Raw genomic sequence first — 14,336 nt, forward strand, 5'->3', positions numbered from 1 at the left:
GCAAGGAGCGCCGCTCAACGGCGACACGCAGACCCTGCGTCAACAGTTCGAAACCAGCGTGCATGTGGGTTGAAGTAACCATGGCCGCGTAGCTCATCACCCGGTGGTCGAACCGCGCGACGACACGGCAGTTTTCCTTCAACCAGCCAAACATGCGTTCGATGATGTCGCGCTCCCACAGAGGATTTGCGTGATGGCTGACCTCCGGTATTGCATTCCTACATCTGGCCCCCATCTTTCCTACAGAACTTTCTCAATCGCCCTGCAGCCCAAGTAGTACGCGGGTGATTGAGATCCACGCAAAAGCCAGAAACATATGGTCGCTGGTCAGACACATTTGTCCTGTTCAATATGGCGCGCGTGCAATCCACAAACGGGAATTCCCAATATGCAACGTTTTCTAAGCATCGCTTTGGCGCTGGTCATCGGACTCACCATGAGTCTGGATGCCAACGCCGCGCGTTTCGGTGGCGGCAAGAGCATGGGCTCGGCGCCAAGTCACCAAGCGCGTCAGACAGCTCCTTCTGCTCCTGCCGCTGCACCTAACGCTGCCGGTCGTCCTGCGCCTGCTGCGGGCGGTGCTTCCAAATGGCTGGGCCCTCTGGCCGGTATCGCTGCCGGTGGCCTGCTCGCCTCCATGTTCATGGGCGGCGGCTTCCAGGGCATGCAGTTCTTCGACATCCTGATTATGGCGGTCATCGCTTTCGTGATCTTCCGTTTCATCGCCGCCCGTCGACGCAAGCAGCAGCCAAACATGGCTCCGGCTGGCGCGCCGTTCCAGCGTGAAACCTTCGAACAGCAGCCTGCGCAAAACGCCAATTCGATGTTCGGCGGTTCGCCTGCCGCGTCGGCTCGCCCGGTCATCAACGCACCGGCATGGTTCAACGAAGAGCGCTTTATCGAGGCCGCGCGTAACCACTTCCAGTCGCTGCAACAGCACTGGGATGCGAACGAGATGGACAAGATCTCCGAGTTCGTGACCCCGCAAATGCTGCAGTTCCTGAAAAAAGAACGCGCAGACCTGGGTGATGGCTTCCAGTCCACCTATATCGACAACCTGAACGTGCAACTGGAAGGTGTCGACGACCGCGCCGACAAGACCATTGCTACCTTGACCTTCAGCGGTGTGTCGAAAACGTCGCGCTTCGACCAGGGCGAAGTGTTCAGCGAAAGCTGGAACATGGAACGCGCTCCGGGCGAGAACCAGCCTTGGCTGGTGGCAGGTATTCGCCAGAACGGCTGAAACTCTTTGCCGCTTCGCTAATCCAAAACCCCGACTGTGTTCGGGGTTTTGTTTTTTGTGGGCCGCAGTTAATTTGGTGATGTCTTTGAGCTACTGTATAAACCGCGAAAACCGTTAGAGGATCCACGTCGTGGAAGAAGTCATCGAACAACTCCGTGAAGCCAATGAGCCGGTTCCCGTCCCGCTTGAGCTGCCGGACGAAGATCAGCTTGTCGAAATCGAAGAGCAGCTGTTCATCAACATTCCTTTCGTCTTCAAGGAATTCTTGCTGACCGTCAGCGACGTGGTGTATGGCAGCCTGGAGCCGGTGACTGTCACCGATCCGCAATCTCATACCTACCTGCCGGACGTGGCGGCAAATGCCTGGGACATCGGTGTTCCGCGCGAGCTCATCCCGATCTGCCAAGATGGCGAAGATTACTACTGCGTTGAAGAAGACGGCACTGTGGTGCTGTGGTCCGGCGAAGAAGAACTCGTCACCGAAGAAAGCTGGGAATCGGTTTGGCACTGGGCGCGGGACGTCTGGCTGGAAAGCTGAGACATTTCCCACGCACGCAGGGAAGCCTTCAGCCGCTTAATGCTCTGAAGGCTCCTGATGATTCCCCAGTGTTTCCAGCAGCGCGATCTGCATGCGGGTGTGCACCCGGATGAACCAGCGCCACAGCACCGCCGCCACCACCGCTGCCACGATCACGATCAGCAGCAACCATTCGTGGGTCGGCAGCATGCTCGCCGACAGCAGGGCGATCAGCAGGAAAATCACCACCAGCGACAGCAACGGGATCACCTCCGCAATCACTCGGCGTACGCGTGCGGTATGCCTGCCCGCCATCTCTGGCTTCACACTCATCTCGGCCAACAGCATCGACAGCGCTTTCAGCTTGCGATAGGCCGCGATCAGAAACGGTAGCGACAACAGTAAAGAAGCGCCCCATATCCAGGCCTTCTGCTGACCGACTTCGCTGACCCATTCGCTGAAGTAATCCCCAATGCGCTCGGCGAAATAAGCACCGCAGAAGAAGATCGCCACCACCAGCGCCAGGTTCACCCCCACTTGCAGCAGGATCTTGCGAATCATCGAAGCCAGTAACGCCCCCTGCCCCTGTGGCTGAATGCTGCGCAGCCACTCTCCGTACAGACCGAAAACCCGGGCCACTCGCGTAGGCATGATCCTCGCCAACGTGTGGGACAGTGGATCGGCAGCCCGAATCAGATACGGCGTGAGCAGTGTGGTGATCGCCGACACCGCCACCGCAACGGGATAGAGAAAATCGCTGGTGACCTGCAATGTCATCCCGAGCGCGGCAATGATGAAAGAAAACTCGCCAATCTGTGACAGCCCCATTCCAACACGGAGCGAGGTTTTTCCGTCGTTACCTGCGATAAACGCTCCCAGGCCGCAGGACAGCATCTTGCCCAGCACAACGGCCACGGTGATCACGGCGATGGGCCATGCGTAGGCAAGCAGGATCTGCGGGTCGATAAGCAAGCCGATGGCAACAAAGAAAATTGCGCTGAACATGTCGCGAATGGGTTCGATCAAATGCTCGATCTTCGCCAGTTGCTTCGATTCGGCCATGATCGCGCCAATCAGAAAAGCCCCTAGCACCATGCTGTACTCGAGTTTGACCACCAGCAGACAGAAGCCGAAACACAGGCCCAGGACCGTGACCAGTAGCATCTCGTTGCTTTCGAATTTCGCGACGTAGGCCAGCAAACGCGGCACCAGCAGAATCCCGATCACCAGCGCGACGATCATGAACAACGAAAGCTTGCCGACGGTGGAGAACACTTCACCGGAACTCACCGAGCCGCTGACCGCAATGCCCGACAACAGCGCGATGATGCCGATGCCGAGGATGTCTTCCACGATCAGCACGCCAAAGATCAGTTGGGCGAAACGCTGGTTTTTCATTTTCAGGTCGTTGAGCGCCTTAACGATGATCGTGGTCGAGGAGATGGCCAAAATCGCTCCCAAGAACAGCGAATCCATGGTGCTCCAGCCAAAATACTGGCCGATTTCATAGCCGATCCAGATCATCAGCATGATTTCGAGGAAGGCGGCGACGAACGCCGTAGCGCCGACCTTGAACAATTTGCGCAGACTGAATTCCAGTCCCAGACAGAACATGAGGAAGATCACGCCCAGTTCAGCAAGAATCTTGATGGTGTCTTCGTCGTGGATCAGGCCGAATGGCGGAGTGTGCGGCCCGATGATGAACCCGGCGACGATATAGCCGAGGACGACCGGTTGTTTGAGTCGATGGAAGAGAACGGTGACCACGCCAGCCACCAGCATGATGACTGCCAGGTCCTGAATGAAACTGATGGCATGCATGGCGCGGCTCCTTGTGACGACTAAAGATGCGCGTTCATGCTGAAAAGGAGACGGCTGCGGTGCGAAAGATCGCCAGCAGAGTCAGAAATTTCTGAGCGGAACGCAGGAAATACCCCATCCAAGAGTTTTCGCAGGTTAACACCGCACAAAAGCCGATGAAGCCGGTGCAATATATGGAAACAGATCGACCTCAGGCGTGACGGCAGCCCGGCTGCCAGCGTCCCGATAGTGTTGGTTTTGATAGCCGATTTTATTTCGAGCACCCACCCGAGGTGCCAATTGACCCAACCAGACCGTGAGCACGCTATGGAACCCGGAAACGCCCAGCTGTCGATGACTGTATTGATGACCCCGGACATGGCCAACTTTTCTGGCAACGTGCACGGCGGCACGCTTCTTAAATACCTCGATGAAGTCGCCTACGCGTGCGCGAGCCGTTACGCCGGTCGTTACGTCGTGACGCTGTCGGTGGATCAGGTGATTTTCCGCGAGCCGATTCACGTCGGTGAACTGGTGACCTTCCTGGCGTCGGTGAACTACACCGGCAACACGTCCATGGAAGTCGGGATCAAGGTGGTGACGGAAAACATCCGCGAGCGCTCGGTGCGTCACACCAACAGCTGCTTTTTCACCATGGTGGCGGTGGACGACCAACGCAAACCGGCCAGCGTTCCGCCGTTGGATCCGCAGACCAGCGAAGACAAGCGCCGCTACGTACAGGCCCAGCAGCGTCGTCAGCTGCGTCAGGAGCTGGAAAAACGGTATCGCGAAATTCGCGAAGACGGCGTGTAAACGGAATAGGCAATTTGTAGGAACGTGGCTTGTCCCGCGATCGGCTGCGCAGCAGTCGCAGATCGTGCGATCCCATTGTGTCTGATGGACGGCATTGATTTAGTTTGCTGGCGCTGCGCGCCAGATCGCGGGACAAGCCACGCTCCTACAGAATCAGCATTACAGCCGAACGGCCTCGAACTTCACCCTTGGGTGCGCAATGCGGTCCTGCGCCCGGATCAGCTCAAGCTCGTAACTCCCGCACGCCTGGGTCTCCAACAGCACCTCATGCACCGCCGAAGCCGCGTATTCGAAGGCGCTGCGCAGATCCTCCCCGAGCAAGACCTTCGCCAGAAACAGTCCGGACGTCAGATCACCCACGCCCACCGGCTGACGCGGAAACGCGAGCAACGGGCGTCGCAGGTGCCAGCTTTCCTGCTCGGTCACCAACAGCATTTCAAAGCTCTCGGCGGGTTTGCCGGGGTAGCTCAGATGTTTGACGACAATCGCCTTCGGTCCTCTGGCCAGCAGCGCACGGGCCATTGCCAGGCAGTCGAGCAAAGATGTCGGCTTGCGCCCTGAAAAACTGTCCAGCTCCAGCTGATTCGGGCAGAGAAAATCGGCCACGGCAGCGGCGTCTTCCAACAGAAAGTCGCTGACTTCCTGGGGCACGATGCAGCCTTTTTCCGGATGCCCCATCACCGGGTCACACAGATACAACGCACGCGGGTTGGCCCGTTTGATCTGCGCGACCGCCTGCAAAATCGCCCGCCCTTGCGCTGCGCTGCCCAGATAGCCGGACAACACCGCGTCGCAATGGCCCAGTTCTCCGATCGCCGCAATGCCCTCGACCAGTGCCGGAATCTGCTGCGGCGGCAGCACTTCGCCGGTCCAGTGGCCGTACTGAGTGTGATTCGAGAACTGAACGGTATTCAGCGGCCAGACATTGATGCCGATACGCTGCATAGGGAACACGGCAGCGCTGTTGCCGGCGTGCCCGAAGACGACGTGGGACTGAATGGCGAGCAAATGGGGCGAACGTTTCATGACAGGTTCCTGAAGCCGGGAAAGCACAGTAGTAGCGAAGCCGGACGAAGTGAAGCGAAATTAAACGGACGCACTATGGCTGTCAGTGACCTGACGCAGTTAAGCTGGACACCTTCTGTTGGAGCTCTCTTTCCATGCTGACCCTGGGCAATATTTTCGTCCTGATGCTGCTGGCGACTGCTGGCGCTTGGCTGTGGCACTCCCATGGTCTACGTGAACGGGCGCTGGAGCGTGTCAAACAGCACTGCGCCAAGCTCGACATCGAATTGCTCGACGGCAACGTGGCACTGCGCCGTATCGCGTTCAAGCGCGACAACGAAGGCCGCAAGCGCCTGGCCCGGGTGTACAACTTCGAATTCACGGTAACGGGCGAGCAACGTCACCCCGGCACGATCACGATGTTTGGCGCACACACTGCGCAGATCGAACTGGCGCCCTACCCGTTCGAAATCAAGGACCCCAAGCCCACGGCTGAGATCATCCAGCTCGCCGAATGGCGGCAGGAACACAACAAGTGGAAGCAGTAAGCCGCTGTGGGTAAGCAGCGCTAGGTCAGACAGTTCGCTAGCTGCGCCGTCAGTTGGGCCTCGGTTTGGGGCTCGTCGAAGATCAGTTCAAGCCTCGAATCCTTGCGCCATTCGCTCGGTGCCCATTCAAACTCGGCCCTCTCCAGCGCATTGCCCGAAACCCACCCCGATCCGCTGTGGATAACCAGCTTGGCACGGCGCCATTCATGGCTTCGCAGCCACGCCCGGACTTTGGTCGCATCGAAGATACGCTCCGGGTGCCAACGCCAGCCAATGCTCCAGCCTTCAGGCTGAGCCTGACTCAGACAAATCGGCGTCATCGGGTCGACCCAAACCGCTGGCAATTGAGCAAGAGATCGGGGCGCAACGAACTTATCCACACCCTCATTGGCCTTTGCATCGATGCCGGGCAAGCGCTGCAGCGGCAGCGCGCCAGATTCAGTCCAGCACACAGCGCGTTCGGGCAGCATCGTGACGAGGGTGTCTCGGGCCGCGGCGTTCAGCCCCTCCGATTTGTTAAGCACCAACAGACCGGCGTTTCCCACAGCCTCTTGTTGAGTCGGCGGGAGGGGTTTTCCGGCTGCAAGGGCCTGAGCGTCCAGAACGATGACGCTAGGCTGAACGGCCAACACCCCGAGCCACGGCGCCTCTCGCAATTGCTTCAACAGCTGGACGGGATGCCCAAGACCGGACGGCTCGATGAACAGTCGGTCCGGCCGAGCCTTGCGCAGCAATCGACCCAGTCCGATCTGAAACGGCGCACCGTTGACGCAGCACAGGCAACCACCAGCGACTTCACCAAGTGCGATACCATCTTGCGCCGTGCTGAGCAGTGCCGCGTCCAGACCGATCTGGCCGAACTCGTTGATCAGAATCGCCCAGTGTTCATTCGGCGGTTTCTGTGACAGCAGGTGCTTGATCAGGCTGGTTTTGCCTGCGCCCAAAGGGCCAGCAATGACATGGGTGGGGATGTTCTGCAGCATGTCCGGCCATTCTTGAACGTCGCTCCCGAGAACGAGCGCAGACGGAGGTAATGAATGCGAGCAATCTGGCTGCCCACGCGGCTGGCGTTGGTGCTGTTGGCGGTCACGTCGGGTCAGGCGTGGGCCGAATCCTGTGTAGTCCACAGCCAGGCCGAGCGGCTTGACGTGAAAGTCTGTCAGGAAAATCTCACCATTCCGCCCGATCTGTTCCATAACGGCTTCTGCAAACCGCAGTTGAAGGATCAGAAAATCGAAGTGACCTACGCCGAACAGTGCCCGAGTGGGTCATTCGGCCAGTGCAGCAACGCGCAAGTCGCCAATATGCCTTATCGGCAGAACATTCACTATTACGGCGTGGCCAGCGATGCCGCCTTCCTCAAACCGTTCTGCGAGGAGCAGAGCAAAGGGGTGTGGAAGGCGCAGTGAGCTGACGGATAGCGGATCACCCTGTGGGAGCGAATTCATTCGCGAGGCGGTTGTACATTCGATAGATATGCATCGGATGTACTGGCCAATCGCGAATGAATTCGCTCCTACAGATGTTTCAGGTGTTCGGGGGCGTTATGCGGCCTCACCATGCCAATCACCAAACGGATCATCCAACTGAGCCCAGGCTTCAACGCCCGCGGCCATCTCGATGTCGGTGAGCAGACAGGCATCCAGATCAGCGGTCATCTGCGCGAAGTCGATGTTTTGGCCAATGAACACCAACTCCTGACGGCAATCCCCGGTCTGCGCCAACCAGCTGCGCATGATGACCTCGGTACTTTCCTCGTCCTGCGGCCAATGAGCTTTGGGCACGAAACGCCACCAGCGACCCGCAAACCCGTGGCGCATCAGCCCGCCCGCCTGGGACCAGCTCCCCGCCTCCTGATGCTTGTTCGCCAGCCAGAAGAACCCTTTGGAGCGCAACAGTTTGCCGTTGGTCCACGGTTGGTTGATGAAATCGAAGAAGCGTTGCGGATGAAATGGGCGACGCGCGCGGTACGCCGTCGAGGCGATGCCGTATTCGTCGGTTTCCGGTGTGTGTTCGCCACGCAATTCCTTCAGCCAGCCCGGCGCCTGAGCTGCCCGCTCAAAGTCGAAACGGCCGGTATCGAGAATCTTGCACAAGGGCACCGCGCCCATCACCATCGGCAAAATCTCGGCCTGGCTGTTGAGGCTTTTGAGGATGGCCATTAGCTCAAGGCGGTCGCTGGTGCTGATGAGATCGATCTTGCTGATCAGAATCACGTCGGCGAACTCGACCTGTTCGATCAGCAAATCGGTGATCGAGCGCTCGTCGTCTTCACCCATCGTTTCCCCGCGTGTATCCAGACTTTCGGCGGCCTGATAGTCCTGCAAGAAGTTAAGGCCATCAACCACCGTTACCATGGTGTCGAGCCGCGCAATATCGGCGAGACTCTGTCCTGACTCATCGCGAAAGGTGAACGTCTCGGCCACCGGCAGCGGCTCGGAGATGCCCGTCGACTCGATCAGCAGATAATCGAAGCGCCCATCCTTGGCGAGCCGGCTGACTTCTTCCAGCAGGTCTTCACGCAGGGTGCAGCAGATGCAGCCGTTGCTCATCTCGACGAGTTTTTCTTCGGCGCGATTGAGGCTGACGTCGCGCTGGACTTCGCTACCGTCGATGTTGATTTCGCTCATGTCGTTGACGATCACGGCGACGCGCAGGTTCTCGCGGTTGCGCAGGACATGATTGAGCAGCGTGCTTTTACCGGCACCGAGAAAGCCGGACAGGACGGTTACGGGGAGGCGGTTCATGGAGGTCTCATCAGGTAGCAGGTTCAGGTGCTTTTTACGTTATAGTATAACAATACAAACCTGCTAACACTTTTTACAAGGTCCGCTCGATGGTCAGGGTTTCCAACGTGTTCGCCGGGTTTGTCGCTCTGCTGCTAGGCACACAGGTGTGGGCTGCACCTCCGTCGCCGAGGCTGGATCGGGCGTTATGTACGCGCAGCGCAACGTTGCTGGCGTGCATCGACGCCTATAACAACCAGTACAGCGTGGCGATGTCGGGCACGACGATGTATTTGCGCGGGTACGAAAGCGTGGGCAATCGCACGTGGGCGCAAACCAACAGCCGTTATGGCTCGATGACGTTTTTCACGGGGTTGGCCTCGGATGGCGAGGCCTGGGTGGGGTACATCCAGAAAGTCGGCTGGACGACGATCAGCCGGGTGTCCAGTTCCAGCGGCAGCCGGAGCAAGATCACCTGTGATCGCGTGATGGGCTGTCGCTGAGTGCACGCAGCCCAGCCTGACACAACGCACCCCTTGTGGGAGCCGGCTTGCTGGCGAAGGCGGAGTGTCAGAAACGAATGTGCAGACTGACCCGCCACATTCGCCAGCAAGCCGGCTCCCACAGAGGTCGCGCCTCACTCAAGACAGATGCACGGCGTCAGACGACAACCTGTTCCGCCGCCTTCTGCTCCTGCCGCCAAGCGATGAACGAGCCTGCAGGTGGGTTGGCCTCGAAGTACTGCTTCATCCCGGTGAACAGCCCATCCGCCACGGCCTGTTGATGGCGCGCCGTCACCAGACGCTGGCTGTCGCGGCTGTTGGAGATAAACCCGGTCTCGACCAGAATCGACGGCACGTCCGGCGATTTCAGCACCGCAAACCCGGCCTGCTCGACGCGTTTCTGATGCAGCGTGGTGACGCCTTCCAGACTGCCGAGTACGGTGTGACCCAGTTGCAGGCTCGCCGCGATGGTCGCGTTCATCGACATGTCGAGAATCACGCCCGCGAGCATCGGGTCCTTGTCTTTCAGGTTCAACAGGCTGGTCGCGCCAATCAAGTCCGCGCCATTCTCGCGCTGAGCCATGAAACGGGCCGTGGCCGAGGTCGCGCCGTTTTCAGACAACGCGAACACCGATGCACCCGAAGCTGTAAGCCTTGGCGCCGCGTCAGCATGCACTGAGATGAACATGTCAGCGTTGTATTTGCGAGCGATGTCGACGCGTTTGCGCAGGGGCACGAAGAAGTCGTCGTTACGCACCAGACGCACGTCGAAGCCTTTCTCACGCTTCAACCGCTTAGCGAGCAGTTGCGCGATGGACAACACTACGTCTTTCTCGCGCTCACCCTTCGAGCCGACGGCGCCAGGGTCTTTACCACCATGACCGGCATCGACCACGACCATGATGTCGCGCTTCGGATGCGCTTTGTCCAGCACGGGTGGAGGCGGTTCCTTGACCAGCGCGGCGGGCGCAGCTGCCAGTTGCACCGGCACATGTGGCTTCAAATCGTTACCGAGATCGACCACCAACCGGTTGCCTTGCGCACCTTCTGGACCGAGCAGGAAACTGTTGAGCTGCACGGGCGATGCGAGGTCTAGCACGATGCGTGTGTCGCCCTGTCCGAAATGGCCCGAACGAATCGCTTTGATCGGCGTGTTTTCCAGCGCCAGCTCAGGGAAGTTGCCTTCCAGGCGCGCGCCGCTCACATCAATGATGATGCGTTCAGGGGCGCTGAGGGTGAAGGTTTTGTACTGCACCGGACCACTGAGGTCGAAGACCAGTCGCAGCTTGTTATCGGAACGCCAGAGACGGGCGTTGCGAATTTGCGCGGCATTGGCAGCATTGACAGAGAAAGGGAGCGCGAAGGCGGCGCTGGCCAAAAGCATATTGAGCAGCATTTGACGTCGATGCATGACACGTTCCGAAAAAAGATGAGCATCCCAGCCCAGATAGAAACGACATTCTTCGTAACAATATAACATGCAGGTCATTCGGTGAAGATGAAGCTTTTTACAGAAATGCGTTGAGTTTTCCGCTTTAAAACAAGGGGTAACAGGCGAAAACTCATGTGAAACAACAAGATGTTCCACGTGGAACATGGACACGAATCTGGCGCTGAAAATGAAAACGCCCCGATAAACGGGGCGTTCAGACGAACGGTCGTACCGCAGCGAGTTAAGTGCGCGGTTTGACCGTTCCACAGTTCTGGCCCAGCCACACGGCTTTAGTGTCCATGCTGCCATTCTGCTGCTGGCCGGTGGCATTGAACGAGCCAATGACGTGGGTGGTGAACTGGCGATCACTCAAGAACTGCGCAGTGCCGGTGCCTTGCGCACGTGGGCAACTGAATTTGAATTTCCAGGTCGGCCCGTTGCGGTCAGTGATTTGCTGAGTGCAGCCTGTCTTGGGATCGGTCAGCGGAATCTGCTCGTTCTTCACCTGTTCAGGCGTCAGACACACCCGAACGCCTTGACCGCCCAAGGTAATCCCTTGTTTTGCCAGCATTTGTTCCATCGCCGCACGCTGTTCAGGGGCCATCATTTGCAGTTGAGCGAGCATGATTTGCATGTCCGGCATCTGCTGGCCATCGACCTGCATGTTGCTCGACGTCAGCTCCCACAAGCCGGGCTGAAGCACTTGCGCTTGAGCGAAGGGCGCAGCCAGACAAACCATCAACGCCAATACGCGCTTTTTCATGAATCTGTTTTCCTTTTTTGCCTGAAACAGTGTGATTGCGGCATGCCAGCAAGACCAAGCGCGGCCGCCAGACGATGACGCTTAGACGACGAATCCGATAACCAGTTGCAGCCAGAATAAAATAGCGACAATCCCCGCCCGCTGTGGTCTGTTAGACACCTATACGCCTCGAACACAAGGTTGCGCATGGATTACCACAGCCCGTATTTCTTTGGCTATCTGCTTGGTTTTACTCACCTGCTCGGCATCGTAGCAGCGATTCACGCTCTGCTGACCGTGCGCACCGCACAAGGCTCGATTGCCTGGGCGATGCCGCTGATTTTCATCCCCTACATCACCCTCATTCCTTATCTGGTCTTTGGCCGCAGCACCTTCGACGCCTATATCAAGGCTCGTCGTCAGGCCAACAACGAGATGCGCAATGCCATCGTCGATTTCAACTGGAAACCCTGGATCGAAGAAGCCGTCGCGGCACGGCGCTCGGATGCCTATGAGTCGCTGCGCGCCATGCCCAAGCTCGGGCGGATGCCGTGCCTCGCCAACAACGAAGTGAAACTGCTGATCAACGGGGACGCCACGTTCACGGCCATTTTCGATGCGATACGGGCGGCGAAGCGCGTGGTGTTCGTGCAGTTTTTCATCATTCATGACGACGGGCTCGGGCGCCGGTTGCAGTCGCTGCTGTTGGAGAAGGCCGCCGAGGGCGTCGAGATTTTCGTGCTGTACGACCGCATTGGCAGCCACTCGCTGCCCGCCAGCTATGTCGAAAAACTTCGGGCAGGCGGCGTACAAATCAAAGCCTTTGCCACACGCGGCGGATGGCTCAATCGCTTTCAAGTCAACTTCCGCAACCACCGCAAGATCGTCGTGGTGGATGGCGTGAAGGGGTTTGTCGGCGGCCATAACGTCGGCGACGAATACATGGGCCTCAAGCCACCGCTGGCGCCGTGGCGAGACACGCACGTGTCCATCGTCGGCCCGGTGGTGGCATGTTTGCAGGAATCGTTTGCCGAGGACTGGTTCTGGGCAACCCGCGAACTGCCGCCGCTGATCCTGCCGGAAAGCTACCCCGAAGACGGCGTGCTGTGCCAGTTCCTCGCCACCGGCCCGGCAGACTCGCAAGAGACCTGCTCGCTGTTCTTCGTTGAAGCCATTCATGCCGCAACCGAGCGCGTGTGGATCACCACGCCGTATTTCATCCCGGACGAAGCGGTGTCGGCGGCGTTGCGACTTGCGGTATTGCGCGGGGTGGACGTACGCCTGCTGCTGCCCTCGCGGCCTGACCATTACACGGTTTACGCAGCGTCCAGCCTGTTCGCGTTCGAAGCGGTGCGCGCGGGCGTGCGGATGTTCCGCTACAAGCCGGGCTTCCTGCACCAGAAGGTTGTGCTGGTGGACAACGAGATCTCGGCCATTGGCAGCGCGAACCTCGACAACCGCTCGTTCCGCCTGAATTTCGAGCTGATGCTGCTGACCGTGGATGAGGATTTCGCGCGGGAGGTTGAAGCCATGCTCAGCGACGACTTCGCCCAGGCCCATGAGATTTCCATTGAGGAAAGCAAAGAGACCCACCACTTACAGCAGCTGGGGATGCGCGTGGCGCGGTTGATCTCGCCGATTTTGTGAAGGCATCGCACCACTTTGTGGGAGCCGGCTTGCTGGCGAAAGCGGTGTATCAGTCAACATGTGTGTGACTGAACTGACGCTTTCGCCAGCAAGCCGGCTCCCACAGGAAAGCGTGGTGCTCTGTCAGCGCTTAAGCGTAAAGATCATCCCGCGTCAGCGGCAGGTCGTGGCTGCCATCGGCTCGGGGCTTCACGGCCAGAATCTGATGCAGGTTGATCCACCCCTTCGAGAACGCATACGCGCAACCCGCCAGGTACAGCCTGAAAATCCGCAAGGCCTGTTCCGGCACCATCGCCGCCGCCACGTCGAGCTTCTCTTCCAGACGCGCGCTCCAGTGGTCGAGGGTTTTGGCGTAATGCAAACGCAGACTTTCCACGTCCACCACTTCCAGCCCTGCTTCGCTGATGAACCCGCTGATCATCGCCAGATGCGGCAGCTCGCCGTTCGGGAACACGTAACGGTCAATGAAATCTCCGGCGCCGCGCCCCACTGGACGGCCATCGGTGTGCTTGGCGGTGATGCCGTGGTTCATTACCAGACCGCCCTCCTTCAACGCGCCGAACAGACATTTGGCGTACAGCTCAAGGTTGGCGTGGCCCACGTGTTCGAACATGCCGACGCTGACAATCTTGTCGAAGCGGCCATCTTGCGGCAGGTCGCGATAATCCAGCAGTTGCAGCTCAACCCGGTCTTCCAGCCCTTCGGCTTTCACGCGCTCCCGCGCCAGCGCCAGTTGCTCGCGGCTCAGGGTGATGCCGAACACTTTCACACCGTACTCACGCGCGGCGAAGCGGGCCAATCCGCCCCAGCCACAGCCCACGTCGAGCAAGTATTCCCCAGGCTTCAGGCGCAGTTTCCGACACAGATGATGGAATTTGTCCTGCTGCGCTTGCTCCAGCGTCTCGGTGCCGGTCTTGAAGTAGGCGCAGGAATACACCATTTCCTTGTCCAGCCACAGCCGGTAGAAGTCATTGGAAAGGTCGTAGTGGTAGGAGATCGACTTGGCGTCGGTTTCTTTGTCGTGCTCGGTGCGCACCGGGACGACGTCGTCATCCTCGTCCACCAGCGCGGCGGTCAACTCGTCGCAGACGCGCATGACTTCGCTGATCGAGCCTTCGAGCTCCAGACGGCCTTCAACGAAGGCGCTCCCCAGCAGGTCGAGACTTGGGTGAGTGAAATCGGACACCAGCGAGGGGTCCTTGACGACAATCGTGACGCTGGGGTCTGCCCCCAACTCGACTTCATTGCCATCCCAGAGCTTGAGTCGCAGTGGTAAGTGAAGCTTCTGTAACGCCGGTGGAAGTTGCGCGAGCATTGAGAAAAACCCCTGATCCAGAAACACGGAAAAGGGTAGTCCAAA

Annotated in this window: 14 protein-coding genes and 1 pseudogene; 7 read left to right on the forward strand and 8 right to left on the reverse strand. The window is 58.8% G+C overall.

Annotation, left to right across the window (positions count from 1 at the left end; all coding sequences use genetic code 11):
- Window positions 1-73 precede the first annotated feature (73 nt).
- Window positions 74-175: pseudogene (locus AAEO81_RS00480) on the reverse strand (IS5/IS1182 family transposase); the annotation flags it as partial.
- 213 nt (window positions 176-388) lie between these two features.
- Between AAEO81_RS00480 and AAEO81_RS00485 the strand changes: the two are divergent.
- Together AAEO81_RS00485 and AAEO81_RS00490 are read left to right on the forward strand one after the other, a co-directional pair.
- A complete protein-coding gene (locus AAEO81_RS00485; protein WP_166593987.1) occupies window positions 389-1,243 on the forward strand; it encodes a Tim44 domain-containing protein in 855 nt (284 codons plus the stop codon).
- Window positions 1,244-1,373: 130 nt separating this feature from the next.
- Window positions 1,374-1,781: an SMI1/KNR4 family protein gene (locus tag AAEO81_RS00490; protein WP_166593986.1), complete on the forward strand. Its 408-nt coding sequence runs from the start codon at window positions 1,374-1,376 to the stop codon at window positions 1,779-1,781.
- Between the two features lie 36 nt (window positions 1,782-1,817).
- Here the strand turns inward: AAEO81_RS00490 and AAEO81_RS00495 are convergent, their stop codons facing one another.
- Entirely contained in the window at window positions 1,818-3,581 is a 1,764-nt protein-coding gene (locus tag AAEO81_RS00495; RefSeq protein WP_166593985.1) for a cation:proton antiporter, read from the reverse strand.
- A 306-nt stretch (window positions 3,582-3,887) separates the two neighbouring features.
- Here AAEO81_RS00495 and AAEO81_RS00500 point away from each other — a divergent pair, with 306 nt between their 5' ends.
- Complete coding sequence (locus tag AAEO81_RS00500) at window positions 3,888-4,373, forward strand: acyl-CoA thioesterase (protein ID WP_341960969.1); 486 nt, start codon at window positions 3,888-3,890, stop codon at window positions 4,371-4,373.
- A gap of 159 nt (window positions 4,374-4,532) precedes the next feature.
- Here the strand turns inward: AAEO81_RS00500 and pdxY are convergent, their stop codons facing one another.
- Entirely contained in the window at window positions 4,533-5,399 is an 867-nt protein-coding gene (pdxY, locus tag AAEO81_RS00505; RefSeq protein ID WP_341960970.1) for a pyridoxal kinase PdxY, read from the reverse strand.
- Between the two features lie 134 nt (window positions 5,400-5,533).
- On the opposite strand from pdxY, the gene AAEO81_RS00510 reads away from it, so the two are divergent.
- Window positions 5,534-5,926, forward strand: a complete 393-nt coding sequence (locus AAEO81_RS00510) for a DUF3301 domain-containing protein (protein WP_166593983.1) — start codon at window positions 5,534-5,536, stop codon at window positions 5,924-5,926.
- A gap of 20 nt (window positions 5,927-5,946) precedes the next feature.
- Here AAEO81_RS00510 and AAEO81_RS00515 read toward each other — a convergent pair whose 3' ends face one another.
- Window positions 5,947-6,909 carry a CobW-like GTP-binding protein gene (locus AAEO81_RS00515; RefSeq protein WP_341960972.1) on the reverse strand — a complete coding sequence of 321 codons (963 nt, stop codon included), beginning with the start codon at window positions 6,907-6,909 and terminating at the stop codon, window positions 5,947-5,949.
- Between the two features lie 54 nt (window positions 6,910-6,963).
- Between AAEO81_RS00515 and AAEO81_RS00520 the strand changes: the two genes are divergently transcribed.
- Window positions 6,964-7,335: an NADH:ubiquinone oxidoreductase gene (locus AAEO81_RS00520; RefSeq protein ID WP_341960974.1), complete on the forward strand. Its 372-nt coding sequence runs from the start codon at window positions 6,964-6,966 to the stop codon at window positions 7,333-7,335.
- A gap of 135 nt (window positions 7,336-7,470) precedes the next feature.
- Here AAEO81_RS00520 and zigA read toward each other — a convergent pair whose 3' ends face one another.
- Window positions 7,471-8,673: a zinc metallochaperone GTPase ZigA gene (gene zigA, locus AAEO81_RS00525; RefSeq protein ID WP_341960975.1), complete on the reverse strand. Its 1,203-nt coding sequence runs from the start codon at window positions 8,671-8,673 to the stop codon at window positions 7,471-7,473.
- Between the two features lie 89 nt (window positions 8,674-8,762).
- Between zigA and AAEO81_RS00530 the strand changes: the two genes are divergently transcribed.
- Window positions 8,763-9,155, forward strand: coding sequence for a glutamine synthetase (locus AAEO81_RS00530; RefSeq protein WP_341960976.1), 393 nt, complete (start codon window positions 8,763-8,765; stop codon window positions 9,153-9,155).
- A 157-nt stretch (window positions 9,156-9,312) separates the two neighbouring features.
- Here the strand turns inward: AAEO81_RS00530 and AAEO81_RS00535 are convergent, their stop codons facing one another.
- On the reverse strand, window positions 9,313-10,566 hold the full coding sequence (locus tag AAEO81_RS00535) for an N-acetylmuramoyl-L-alanine amidase (RefSeq protein WP_341960978.1): 1,254 nt from the start codon (window positions 10,564-10,566) through the stop codon (window positions 9,313-9,315).
- Between the two features lie 262 nt (window positions 10,567-10,828).
- Complete coding sequence (locus AAEO81_RS00540; protein WP_166593978.1) at window positions 10,829-11,350, reverse strand: DUF3617 domain-containing protein; 522 nt, start codon at window positions 11,348-11,350, stop codon at window positions 10,829-10,831.
- A gap of 186 nt (window positions 11,351-11,536) precedes the next feature.
- Between AAEO81_RS00540 and cls the strand changes: the two genes are divergently transcribed.
- Window positions 11,537-12,976, forward strand: a complete 1,440-nt coding sequence (gene cls / locus AAEO81_RS00545) for a cardiolipin synthase (protein WP_341960979.1) — start codon at window positions 11,537-11,539, stop codon at window positions 12,974-12,976.
- Window positions 12,977-13,106: 130 nt separating this feature from the next.
- On the opposite strand, the gene cfaB is transcribed toward cls, so the two are convergent.
- Entirely contained in the window at window positions 13,107-14,291 is a 1,185-nt protein-coding gene (gene cfaB / locus AAEO81_RS00550; protein ID WP_341960981.1) for a C17 cyclopropane fatty acid synthase CfaB, read from the reverse strand.
- Window positions 14,292-14,336: the final 45 nt, after the last annotated feature.

This window comes from Pseudomonas sp. RC10 (assembly GCF_038397775.1).
Classification (GTDB): domain Bacteria; phylum Pseudomonadota; class Gammaproteobacteria; order Pseudomonadales; family Pseudomonadaceae; genus Aquipseudomonas; species Aquipseudomonas bambusae.